At 41.4% G+C, this 12,543-nt stretch carries 7 protein-coding genes; 4 read left to right on the top strand and 3 right to left on the bottom strand.

Translation table 11 applies throughout. The features are described from left to right. Positions 1-78: 78 nt before the first annotated feature. Positions 79-1,173: an efflux RND transporter periplasmic adaptor subunit gene (locus ACOFKR_RS12720; protein ID WP_419801183.1), complete on the bottom strand. Its 1,095-nt coding sequence runs from the start codon at positions 1,171-1,173 to the stop codon at positions 79-81. A gap of 19 nt (positions 1,174-1,192) precedes the next feature. Further along, positions 1,193-2,464 (bottom strand): TolC family protein, encoded by a 1,272-nt coding sequence (locus ACOFKR_RS12715; protein ID WP_419801182.1) that lies wholly within the window; start codon positions 2,462-2,464, stop codon positions 1,193-1,195. A gap of 306 nt (positions 2,465-2,770) precedes the next feature. Between ACOFKR_RS12715 and glgB the strand changes: the two genes are divergently transcribed. Next, entirely contained in the window at positions 2,771-4,897 is a 2,127-nt protein-coding gene (gene glgB / locus ACOFKR_RS12710; protein WP_419801181.1) for a 1,4-alpha-glucan branching protein GlgB, read from the top strand. 194 nt (positions 4,898-5,091) lie between these two features. Here the strand turns inward: glgB and ACOFKR_RS12705 are convergent, their stop codons facing one another. Further along, positions 5,092-5,691 (bottom strand): RNA polymerase sigma factor, encoded by a 600-nt coding sequence (locus tag ACOFKR_RS12705; protein ID WP_419801180.1) that lies wholly within the window; start codon positions 5,689-5,691, stop codon positions 5,092-5,094. A 394-nt stretch (positions 5,692-6,085) separates the two neighbouring features. On the opposite strand from ACOFKR_RS12705, the gene ACOFKR_RS12700 reads away from it, so the two are divergent. The 3 genes from ACOFKR_RS12700 to ACOFKR_RS12690 all read left to right on the top strand — a co-directional run bounded on the left by ACOFKR_RS12700 (position 6,086) and on the right by ACOFKR_RS12690 (position 12,311). Beyond that, positions 6,086-7,147 carry a FecR family protein gene (locus tag ACOFKR_RS12700; RefSeq protein ID WP_419801179.1) on the top strand — a complete coding sequence of 354 codons (1,062 nt, stop codon included), beginning with the start codon at positions 6,086-6,088 and terminating at the stop codon, positions 7,145-7,147. Positions 7,148-7,265: 118 nt separating this feature from the next. After that, entirely contained in the window at positions 7,266-10,691 is a 3,426-nt protein-coding gene (locus ACOFKR_RS12695) for a SusC/RagA family TonB-linked outer membrane protein (RefSeq protein WP_419801178.1), read from the top strand. A 21-nt stretch (positions 10,692-10,712) separates the two neighbouring features. Beyond that, positions 10,713-12,311, top strand: coding sequence for a SusD/RagB family nutrient-binding outer membrane lipoprotein (locus tag ACOFKR_RS12690; RefSeq protein ID WP_419801177.1), 1,599 nt, complete (start codon positions 10,713-10,715; stop codon positions 12,309-12,311). The last annotated feature ends 232 nt before the right edge of the window (positions 12,312-12,543 follow it).

Below are 12,543 nucleotides of genomic sequence, written 5' to 3'. Positions count from 1 at the left end.
CTGTAAATTTGGGCTGATAAAAGAAGCATCAATTATTTATAGTGAATGGCTTTAAACCTGATTTATTTGTACCCTTGTTTATTCTTCTGTTAACGCATCGTACAGTAAGAGCTGGTTTTTGGAAACCAGTGTTTCGCCGGCTTTCAAACCGGATGATATGTAACTTACATTATCTACTGTTTTTATCACATTAACTTCCCTAACCTCCATATTGCATTTGCTGTGGTAAATAACCACATAATTTTTGCTGTCGTTAAAGATAATGGAAGAGGCAGGCACGGTAACGGATTGTGTGGATTCGTTATTGGTAACGACAACCGAAGTGAACATTTCCGGCTTTAAAAGCATATTAGGGTTTGGCAGCGTGATTTTTACTTTCATCACTTTATTGTCCGGATCTAAAACAGAGCTGACCTCATTTACTTTCCCCTGAAAAACTTTGTCCGGATAAGCCAGCGTGGTTACTTTGGCCGCGTAGCCATCTTTTACTTTACTGATGTCGCTTTCAAAAACATTTGCCCAAATCCAAACATCCTTCATATCCGAAATGGTAAACATACTGGCCGCATTGTCAGACCGGATAAAACTTCCGGCCGTAACTGCTTTTTCAACAATATAACCGCTTTCGGGTGCTTTGATAATATACTGCCCGTTTGCGCTGGTGTTGCCCCGGCCGTTAATGCTAAGTTGCTCCTGTACTTTTGTATTGGCGGCTATCGCTTTATTATAGTTTTCTTTGGCTTCGGTATAATCACGCTCGCTGGAAATACCGTTTTTATACAGGTATTCTGTTTGTGCCAACTGCCTTTTAGCAATCGAAAGATCGGAATTGGTAGCTGTTAGATCTGTGTAATTTCCGGCAACATCGGCACTGCGCATAACGGCAAGCACCTGGCCTTTGCTCACTTTATCGCCCAAAGAAACACGCACATCGGTAACTTGTCCGCTGGAAAACGGAAACACCTTTACCACGCGGTTATCGTCAAAAGAAACCTCGCCGGACAAAGTCAGTTCATCCTGCATATTGGTTGTTTTGGCGGTATCAATGCTGGTGATTTTTGCCAAAGAATCCGTAATGCAAACACTTTGTTTCTGTACGGTTTCTTCCTTTTTCTGCTTGCAGGATGCCAGGCACAGCAATACGGAAAGGCTGATTAACAATTCTCTTTTCATTTTATTTTTCAGGAAATTTTTATTGAGGAACGATTACGGTTGAGCCAACATTATAATTGACATCGGCAATTGCTTTTTCCAGGTTATATTGCTGCTGGATCACTTTCAGTTTAGTGTCTTTGTACGATTCAAAAAAATCAATAAATTCTACCAGACCAAGCTGTCGTTCTTTATAAGCTTTTACCACGCTGGCAAAAAGTTTATCGTAAGTGCCATAAAAATCGATGTTGTTTTTTGAAAACAGCTGCAAGCTTAAATTATATTGTTCTACTGCGGTAACTACATCATTTTTAACCTTCAAATCACTGTTTTTCAACACAAATTCCTGGTTTTGGATGGCAAACTTGGCCGATTTGATGTTGCCCTGGTTCCGGTTGATAAACGGCAGCGGCAAACTGATGGCCAAACCATAATAGTTAGGCACGTAGTTACTGGCGCGGTCATAATCCACGCCGATAGTCAAATCCGGAATGGCCAGTGCTTTCTGATAACTTAAATTGTGGCCAGCCTGCTCAACCAGAAATTTACTTGCCTGATAATCTCCGCGATTGGCTTTTGCAGTGTCAATTAAAGCCGTGATATTTAAAGTGGCATTGGTTGTGGGCGTGCTGATGTCCGGTTTGATAAAAGTGGTTTCTTTAACAACAAGCAAGGTTTTCAAATCATTTTCCAGCTCGTTAACCTGGCGGTTGTTTTCAACCATATCGTTTTCCAAACCAAAAGCTAAAGCCTGCAAACGTACTACATCACGCAAAGACGAATTGCCTACGCCGTAAGCCGCAGAAATAGCTTTTACCAGGTTTCTGGATGAATTGATTTCGTACTGGTAAATTTTATTTTGCTGCAGCAGATTGTCTAATTGTGCAAAATCCACTTCCATATTATAGTGCAGGTTGCGCAGCAAATCGTTAAATTGTGCCTGCTGCACATTTACATCATCCTGTGCCAGCCTGATTTGTTTGCCGCGTTTGCCTGCCGTTTTGAACAATTGATTGATCTGGGCAAAAAACTGTCCGTTACCATCAGAATGATTGAAAAAACCGGCACCTTTAGAGTACAAATTTTGATCGGTGCTTAAGGCCGGGTTATCCCACAGTTTGGCCTGCTGTATCAATGCTTTGGTCGCATCAACATTATATCTTTGGGCAATCAGGGTAAAATTGTTGAGCAAAAACCTTTTTTCGGCTTCCTGAAATTTTAAAGTTAAGGTATCTGTTTGATTTTGTGCATGTAAAGCATTGGTTACTGTTGTTAAAGCCAGAAAACCTAATGCAAATCTTAGTTTAAACATATATAAACCGTAGTCGGGTTTTTAATTATTTTGAATAATGTACCTGAACGTAAAAAATTGCTAAAATGTATTATTTTACAAAAAAACTGAAGCCGGATTATGAAATTTGATTTTTCAAAAGTATCAATGCTTTTTTTAGCATCTTAATATTGTAACAATAAATCTGATACATTATTAATGGCGAAAGTTAGATATTATTATAAATATGTAATGCAACTTTTTTGTGATGTTCTTTTTGAAAAAATCATAAAAACCTATTTAAGCTAATTTGCTTAAACTTGTACTTCTACCTTAACTATAAACGTGATGGCCAAAAAAATAATTTCTACTACGGAGGAAACGAATATTGATCTTACTTCTTCTAAAGAAAAAAAAGTATCAGGCACCAAAAAAACCATGGTAAAAACAGCATCGGCAAAAGCTAAAAACTTAAAGCAGGCCGATTCTGAAATGCCTTCAAAAATCACAGAAACAGCATTGTCCGGTACTGCTTCCGCAGAAATCCAATCAACTGCGCCGGGCTTGCAGCCGGTTGAAGTTTACAGTCGTTTTTCTGATTTCGACATCAGCCTTTTTAAAGCCGGAAAACATTACAAATTATACGAACTTTTTGGTTCGCACACGTTAGAACACAAAGGCGTGACCGGAACTTATTTTGCCGTTTGGGCGCCCAATGCGCAGGTGGTGCACGTTATCGGTAATTTTAACGGCTGGAACAAAAACAGTCACCAGTTAAATGTCCGCTGGGACGGTTCCGGGATTTGGGAAGGTTTTATCCCGCATGTTGGCCATGGCGAAACGTATAAATATGCCATTAAATCTTTTTACGGAGAAGAACTGGAGAAAGGCGACCCGTTTGCCTATCGCTGGGAAGAACCACCGCGCACGGCTTCTATCGTAACGCATACTTACCACGACTGGCACGATGGGCAATGGATGAAAAAGCGGATCCAACACAACACGTTAACGCGGCCATACTCCGTTTACGAGGTGCATTTTGGTTCTTGGGCGCGCAGCCCGGAAAGCCCGGACCAGTTTATGGGTTACCGCGAAATGGCCGAAGTGCTGGTGCCTTATGTTAAAGAAATGGGCTTTACGCATGTAGAGTTTATGCCGCTGGCCGAACATCCGTATTATCCAAGCTGGGGTTACCAGATTACGGGCTATTTTGCGGCAAGCACACGCTATGGTTCCCCGCAGGATTTGATGTATTTGATCGAAAAATTTCATGCCGAAGATATTGGTGTGATCCTGGATTGGGTGCCATCTCATTTTCCGGGCGATGCACACGGGCTTTTCCGTTTTGACGGAACGAGTTTGTACGAGCATGAAGATCCGCAGAAAGGTTTTCATCCAGATTGGAAATCCTATATTTTTAATTATGGCCGAAATGAGGTAAAATCGTTTCTGATCAGCAATGCCATTTTCTGGCTGGAGCGTTATCATATTGATGGTTTGCGCGTGGATGCCGTGGCTTCAATGCTTTATTTAGATTATTCGCGCAATGCAGGCGAGTGGGAGCCAAACATTTACGGCGGAAACCAAAACCTGGAAGCCATACAGTTTTTAAAAGAGTTTAACGAAGCGGTTTACAGCAACTTCCCGGATGTGCAAACCACTGCCGAAGAATCAACCTCTTTTGGTGGTGTAAGCCGGCCAACTTACTTGGGCGGGTTGGGTTTTGGCATGAAGTGGATGATGGGCTGGATGCACGATACGATCAATTATTTTAAGGAAGATCCGATCAACCGGAAATATCACCATAAAGAACTCACTTTTAGTTTGTTGTATGCTTTTACCGAAAACTTTATGCTGCCCTTGTCGCACGATGAAGTGGTTTACGGTAAAAAATCTATGATCAACAAAATGCCCGGCGATGAGTGGCAGCGATTTGCCAACCTGCGGACTTTGTACAGCTATATGTTTACGCACCCGGGCACAAAACTGCTGTTTATGGGTGATGAATTTGCCCAGTCTGAGCAGTGGGAATTCGGACAATCATTGGATTGGCATTTGCTGGAACATCGCCCGCACAAAGGAATGCAGGATTTAATCAAAGCTTTAAACAAATTATACCAAACCGAACCGGCTTTATACGAAAAAGCTTTTAGCGGAGATGGTTTTGAGTGGATTGATGAAAACAACGCCGAAGATTCTGTACTGGTTTACGCCCGAAAAGGCATTTTACCGGAAGATGAACTGGTAATCATTTTAAACCTGACGCCAGTTGTACGCCAGGGTTTCCGTGTTGGTGTGCCGCAGGCCGGAAGCTGGAAAGAAATTTTCAATTCTGATGATCTGCATTTTTGGGGCAGCGGGGCCATCAATCCTGATGAACTGGTTACGGAAGAAGTTGGCTGGAATTACAAGCCGCAATCGGTAGGTTTAACTTTGCCGCCACTGGCAGCAATTGTACTGAAAAAAGTAGGGTAAAAACAGTATCGAACAAAAGCAAAAAGTCGGTTGACTAAACCGGCTTTTTTGTTGATGCTTCTTTTACCGGGTAAAATTTGGTTTCACCGAACTTTTTACAGCGCATGTTTTTAAAAGCCAAGTTTATAGTGCTAAAAAAAGCATCTTAAAAATATGCAAGCAAATTTTATTTGGATAAATGAAACTTGCACAAATTATAAATATGGCCAGCAGCTATTGAATATCAAAACCCATAAAATCACTTCCCTTAAAACTTTGATGGCATTGTGCAGCGTATTGTAAACCGTGCGTTCGCTCAGGCCGGTTTGGCAGGCAATATCTTTAAAAGCAACTTTATCAAAATATCGTAAACAAATCACCTCTTTTTGGCGCGGCGACAGCTTTTCAAGGGCGTTTTGAAGCCGGATTTTCATTTGTTCATCCTGCTGGCTTGCAATAAGTATAGCTTCGTAGGATGGTTCAAAAGATACGTTTTCTGTAAACCGGCCTGTTGCTGAAGGGTTTGTTTGGGTTTCTTCTAAACACTGCCGATAGGTTTTATATAATATTCGTTTAAAAATAACGAGGATATATTGCTGTATGTTTTGTACGCCGCCAAGTTTGTGCTTAATGTGCCATAACTCTAAAAACAGGTTGTGGATACTTTCCTTAACCAATCCGGGGTTTTTGTATAAAGACAGCCCAAAACGGTACAAATCATCATAAAAAATATTAAAGCACTCATAAAGTCCCTGCTTTTCGCCCTCGGCAAGTAATTGCCAGTTTTTACAAACGTTTTTTGGTTGAGGGCTCATCAAAACTTTTTTACAATTCTTTAGGCGTTGGCAAACAATAATTGGCAAATAACAGCAGGTTATTGAATTTGTATAAGTATATCCCGGCTTAAAAAACCCTTCATCATGCTTAGGATTGGCGATGCTTCTTTTAGCACTATAAAATTAGTGTTTGTGTACTGTCGATACAAAAAGACACGGCAAGTTAGTATTTTTCAGCATAGCAATTTGCTTTTTTAATGGTGATGAAGCCATTGTTCATTTTCTGTTTTTTAATTATGGCCCAGCATGATTTTTAGGTGATAAAAGAAGTATGAATCCCTGCAAAATTGAAGCTTGAAATTTATTTGGAAAAAGATTGGTAAAAAGGAATAATTTATTGCACTTGTATATATAAATATTGCTTTAATATTAAATGGATTACGCCTCATACCAAACCGAAGATTTTTTGACCGATGAAAGCTTTATACTTTATTGCCAAGGGGACGATGAAACCGCCAAAGCCAAATGGGAAAATATTTATCACGATAATCCTGAGTTAAGAAAAATGATAATTGAGGCACGTAACTTGTGTTTTTTATTAGGCGTTAAAGTAAGTGCTGCCGAAAAAGCAACCGCACTCGAACGCTTAAAAACTGCTGTTGATTTAACAGGCGAAATCAACAAACATCAGCCATTTTCATCTGTCACCGGCAAAAAAACTTATTTTTCGCGCTGGATGGCTGTTGCCGCATCCTTGCTGGTTTTAATGAGTGCATATGCAGTCTACAGATGGATCACACCGCCGTCCGGTGCAGAACTGTATCGCGAAGCAACTGCTGCAAATTATCGTTTGATCGGCACAACAGATTTTGACCATCGTAAACAAATTTTATTGCCCGATGGAAGTTCTGTACTACTCAACGGGTCAAGCACATTAAAAATAGCAAATGATTATGATGCTGCTGACCGGCATGTGCTGCTGAGCGGCGAAGCATTCTTTTCAGTTATAAAAAACCCTCAGAAACCATTTGTTGTAATTACCGGCAAAATAGCCACTACTGCGTTGGGCACTTCGTTCAAAGTGCAAAGTTATCCTGCTGAGCCTGAAGCAAATGTAATGTTGCTGACCGGGAAAGTAAAGGTTGAATCTACACAGGCCAGTTTAAAATTCGTTCAGGTTGCCCTTGTTCCCGGCAGGCAGGCAACGTTGACCACGGGCAGCAAAGCTTTCAGCCAATCGGGTTTTTCTAAAGCAGGATTACACAACTGGCTAAACCGGAAGTTGGTGTTTTCGGATGCCGGTTTAAAAGAGATCAGCATTAAACTAAAGGAGATGTACGGCATTGTTGTTAAACCGGCAAACAAACCCGGCGAAGATATTTCGTTTACCGGCCAGTTTAATGATAAAAACCTTACTACCGTGCTGGATGCTATTGGCTTTGCCAATCACTTTACTTATAAGCAGGAAGGCAACCGCGTAAAATTGATGTTCTAAACCAAATTTAACTTGAATTAACCAATTTTTAAACTATAACTTTATGCAAAAACCACTACTTCGTACACGATTTCTTTCATGGATATTACTGAGGATGCTTCCTTCGGTACTATTAATTGTGTCAATCACCGGATATGCACAATCAGCCACACCGGTTTATTCGTTCAACTGGAAAAATTCGGCTGTTCCTGTTGTTTTTAACCAGATAGAAAAAGCAGCCGCCGTACATTTTTCATACAACCCACATGATTTTGACCTGAAAAAAAAGATCAGCCTAACGGTAAGCAACCAAAGTTTGTCGCAGATTATCAGCTTGTTGACACAGGAAATACATGCACAATACAAAATTGTGGGCGAAACAGTGATGATCCAATCCCAAAAAGCGTTTAAAACCTCGGTGCCGGTTGTTGATGAATATAACCTAAGCGGTAAGGTAACCGATAATGATAATTTGCCTTTGCCCGGTGTTACCATTATAAACACCAGCAAAAACAAAACCGCAGTTACCGGCGAAGCAGGAAGTTTTGTGATTGCGGTAAATAATGGCGACATCATCACCTTTAGCATGATTGGTTATGAAACAACTTCCATTATTGCTTCGGATAAAATCAAAACCATAAAAATTGTTTTAAAACAAAAAGTTACCGAATTAAATGCCGTAGTGGTAACCGCTTTGGGCATTAAAAGGGAAGAGCGTGCTTTAGGTTACGCTTATTCTGAAGTGGATGGCAACGACCTGAAAAAAGCCAGGGAAACCAACGTGATCAATTCACTGGCAGGTAAAGTGCCCGGCCTGATCATCAACAGCACGGCGGGCGGTCCGGCCGGTTCGTCAAGGGTGATCATCCGGGGAAATACCAGTATAACCGGCAATAACCAGCCGCTTTATGTGGTAGATGGCGTACCTATCGATAATTCAAATTACGGGCAGGTTGGCGGTGGCAAATATTCAAGCGGATTTGATTTTGGTGATGCGATCTCGGCCATCAACCCGGACGATATTGATAAAATAAGCGTGTTGAAAGGCCCTTCGGCCTCTGCTTTGTATGGCAGCAGGGCAGGTAATGGCGTGATTTTGATCACCACTAAAAAAGGCAGTTCAAAAAGGGAACTCGGCATCGAGGTCAACAGCACTACTTCTCTTGAAAAACAGCTTACCCATTATAACGACTATCAATATATTTACGGACAGGGAACGGCCGAACAATTGATTGTTGACCCATCGCAGGCCAAAAACACTTTGTTCAATAACTTTGGCCCGCGGCTGGACCCTAATCTGCAAGTTATCGGGTTTGATGGTAAATACAGGCCGTATGCACTCGTCAAAAACAATATTGACAACTTTTTCAGAACAGGTACTACCGCTACCAATAACATAGCCTTTTCAAATTCAAATGATAATTCGTCTTTCCGTTTGTCTATTTCTGATTTGCGGAACAGGGACATTGTGCCGGGCAGCAGCCTGCGGCGCAATACTTTTAACTTTACCGGCAGTTCTAAATTTGGTAATAAAATCACTTTGTCGGCAAGGGTTATGTACTTAAATGAAAAAGTAATTAACCGTCCCGCCCTGGCGGATGACCCCGGGAATATTGGCAACAGCTTTGTAGGTTTGGCCAACAATGTTGATCAGGCTTATTTTAAAAATGCTTATCAGGACAGCGAAGGGAACTATCTGGACTGGGGCGGCGGCCAATATCGATTAGACCCTTACTGGGTAATTAATAAAATGAGCAATAATACCCAAAAAAACAGGGTTATCGGGGGTTTACAAGCCAATTATGTGGTTAATAGCTGGCTTAATATTCAGGGCCGGGCATCAACCGATTTCACTTATTTTAATTATGAAAAATTTAGCCCGCGTACCACGCCGGGTGCTTTGGCCGGGCAACTTGATCAACTTAACCAAAAACTTTCGACTACCGAAGCTGATTTATTGGTAACATTGCAAAAGCAGGTTACACCATCGCTTAACCTTTCTGCACGGTTTGGCAGCAGTTTGTCCAGAATAGATAACCCCGGTTCTGTTTTACAATTTGTAAACTTAAACGTTCCTGATGTGATCAGTCCGAACAGTTTTTCGGACAAAACAGTTGTAGATGGCCACTACAGAAAACAAAACAACTCCATTTATGGCTTGTTCAGTGCCGGGTATAAAAGTTATCTTTATGTAGATGCAAGTTTGCGCATGGATGCGTCCTCTACTTTACCGGTAAATAATAACTCCTATATATATCCTTCGGTTGCTACCAGTTTTATTTTTACTGATTTTTTTAAGATTAAAAGTCATGTACTTTCTTTCGGAAAAATAAGGGTATCAGGTGCTGAAGTAGGCAATGACACTGATCCGTATCAGTTAAATTTGTATTATAACCTTTATCCGCAAACTTTTAACGGTGGTTCATTAGGTGGTATATCAAGCACGGTGCTGCCCAACAAAAACTTAAAACCTACACGTACACGTTCCTTTGAAGTAGGTACGCAGTTAAAGTTTTTTACAGACAGGCTGGGGTTTGATTTTACTTACTACACTTCAAAATCAAGGGATCAGATCAACTTGGTTCCGGCACCGCTTTCATCAGGCTTTGCACAGCAAATTATTAATGCCGGTGTAGTGGGTAATAAAGGTGTAGAAATACAGCTTAACGGCAGGCCGATTGTCAGCAAGGATTTCAGTTGGGACATCAATGCTAATTTTGCCAAAAATACCAATACAGTTTTGTCATTGGCCGAAGGTGTGCCTTATTTAACCCTTTCGGACGCGCGTTGGCTGGGTGTATCAGTAGTAGCCAAGCCGGGTTCGCCTTATGGTGCCATTTTAGGGTTTGATTATCAAAGGGACCCAAGCGGAAACATCATACTTAACCCACAAACTTTAGCACCACTGCAAGCTGAAGAACGTACTGTACTTGGGAAAGGCACCTGGAGTTGGACAGGCGGTTTGACCAACAGTTTTACGTATAAAAACATAGGTTTAAGTGCTGTTATAGATGTTAAACACGGATCTGACCTTTTTTCTATGACCAATATGTTTGCGGTAATTAGGGGAAGTCAGATTTCGACACTGCCAGGCCGGGCCGAGTGGATAAAATCCGAAGAAGACCGCCAAACGGCCGGGATGAGCATTGATCAATGGCGGGCAGCAGGAAAGGTAAGTGGTTATGTGCCGCAAGGTGTTATTCAAACCACTGTTAACGGCAAAACTGTTTACACGGCCAACAAAACTGCCGTTGATCCTTCCAACTACTGGTCGCAATATTACAGCGATGGCAATGGGGTTGCAACGCCATTTATTTATGATGCAAGTTATATTAAAATGCGCGAAATAACACTGAGTTACAGGTTGCCGGTAAAAACTATCGCTAAATTAGGCATGAAAGACCTGACCGTTGCCCTGGTAAGCCGTAACCCGTTCATCATTCATAAAAAAGTGCCGAACGTTGACCCTGATTCAAACTACAACAACGGAAACGGACAAGGCCTGGAGTATGGTTCGCTGCCATCCAGAAAAAGCTGGGGCTTTAACCTAAACTTCAGATTTTAAAGTATGTATAATCTTAAAAAAATGAAAACGAAAATAACTTTAAATAAATATTTGCTTGTTTCGCTCCTTTTGCCTGTGCTGCTGTTTTCCTGCAAAAAGTTTGGGGACGTGAATATCGATCCGACAAAATCCAGCAACCTGAACCCGGTCAACCAGTTGGTATTTACACAGTTACGTTTTGCAGGAGATGTAACCATTAATGAGCGTACCAGTATCATCATGACGATGCCCATGGTTCAGCAAATCAGCGGTGCTTATTATAACCGTTATGGCAGTACCTACATTAAAAATAAACAATACATGTCTGAACTGTGGGAAATTGGTTATCCAAACGATGTATTGAACATTGCCGATGCTGTGGAACGTACCCAATCTGATCCGCTGAAAACAAACCTGAATGCCATGTGCCGCATCATGAAGGTATATATTTTTGCCAGGATGACCGATTTGTATGGCGATATACCTTACTCCGAAGCAGGCAAAGCTTATGCTACCGGCATTGTTCACCCAAAATTTGATGCACAAAAAGATATTTACGATGACTTTTTTAAAGAGCTAAAAGAAGCAGGGAACAGCCTGAACACTTCAAAAGATGCCGTAGGGCAAGAGTTGTTTTATCATGGAGATATAAGTAAATGGAAAAAATTTGCCAATTCCCTGCGTTTGCGGTTGGCCATGCGGCTGGTAAAAGTTGACCCTGAAAAAGCAAAAGCGGAAGTGCAGGATGCGTACAATTCTGGTTTGTTTACCGATAACACGGATATATGCAAGGTAGATTATAACAACATCACCAATGGCTATGCAGAAATACGCGGCAACGGTGTTTCGGTAGGCATCAATCAGTATGTAGATGATGGCCGCCCGCGTGTTTGTAATACTTTGATCAATGAAATGAAGCAGACCAACGACCCGCGTTTGCAATATATTGCCCGGGCTTACTGGACCAACCCCGACAGGTTGTCTGACAGGCTTGATGTTACCGATCAGGTAAAAGCACAAGTAGGTTTATTAGGCGTAGATGCCGGACATTATAATTACGACAACTTTTTAGGCGCTATCAATATCGATTATCCTGGCCGTGGCACCATATCTGTTCCAAACGGAGGCCAAAAGGCACAACTTGCCGATTTCCTGGTGCGAAGCGATGCGCCATTTTTTCATTTAACTTATGCCGAAGTTGAATTTTTATTGGCCGAAGCCACAGTAAGATGGAACCTGAATTTGGGCGGTAACGCAAAAACACTTTATGAAAAAGGTTTGGAAGCCGCCTGTACGCAATTATCGCTGTTTCCAAACGGCCCGGTTTTAACCAGTACACAGATTCAGAACTTTAAACAGGATAACCAGCTGGCACCCGGTAAAGAATTGCAAACCATAGATAACCAAATTTGGGTAGCACTTTTGATGAACGCCCCGGAAGCTTATGCCAACTGGCGCCGAACAGGTTATCCTGCTTTAATACCGGCTATAACGGCAGAATCAACCACCACCACTATTCCGCGCAGGTTTGAATATCCACTGTCTGAACGTGAACAAAATGCGGCCAATATCGAAAAAGCTTTAACGGCACTTGGCGGTAAGGATGATTGGACAGGCCGTGTTTGGTGGGACAAAAAATAGAAAACTGCTTAAGTTTTGCTGAAATTATTATTTGGAAAAAACCTGATGCTTCTTTTACCACTAAAAAAATGGTGTTTTTTTAATTATATATCGATACAAAAATATGGTGCAGTTTCAATGTTTTTAGGGCGGTAAAAGAAGCATGGAAAATAAATTGAACACTGTTAAAGTTTGATGCTTCTTTTATCACCTAAAATATTTGTTCATCGCTGATGGTTCCTGCCTCATAAAA

Source organism: Mucilaginibacter sp. (assembly GCF_965201005.1).
Taxonomy (GTDB): domain Bacteria; phylum Bacteroidota; class Bacteroidia; order Sphingobacteriales; family Sphingobacteriaceae; genus Mucilaginibacter_A.
The sequence above is the reverse complement of the archived record's forward strand: the minus strand, read 5'-3'. Positions and strand labels throughout refer to the sequence as shown.

Excerpts from the sequence above, each read along its gene's own strand:
- ACOFKR_RS12720 (WP_419801183.1), bottom strand. The coding sequence starts at position 1,173 with ATGAAAAGAGAATTGTTAATCAGCCTTTCCGTATTGCTGTGCCTGGCA.
- ACOFKR_RS12715 (WP_419801182.1), bottom strand. The coding sequence starts at position 2,464 with ATGTTTAAACTAAGATTTGCATTAGGTTTTCTGGCTTTAACAACAGTA.
- glgB (WP_419801181.1), top strand. The coding sequence starts at position 2,771 with ATGGCCAAAAAAATAATTTCTACTACGGAGGAAACGAATATTGATCTT.
- ACOFKR_RS12705 (WP_419801180.1), bottom strand. The coding sequence starts at position 5,691 with ATGAGCCCTCAACCAAAAAACGTTTGTAAAAACTGGCAATTACTTGCC.
- ACOFKR_RS12700 (WP_419801179.1), top strand. The coding sequence starts at position 6,086 with ATGGATTACGCCTCATACCAAACCGAAGATTTTTTGACCGATGAAAGC.
- ACOFKR_RS12690 (WP_419801177.1), top strand. The coding sequence starts at position 10,713 with ATGAAAACGAAAATAACTTTAAATAAATATTTGCTTGTTTCGCTCCTT.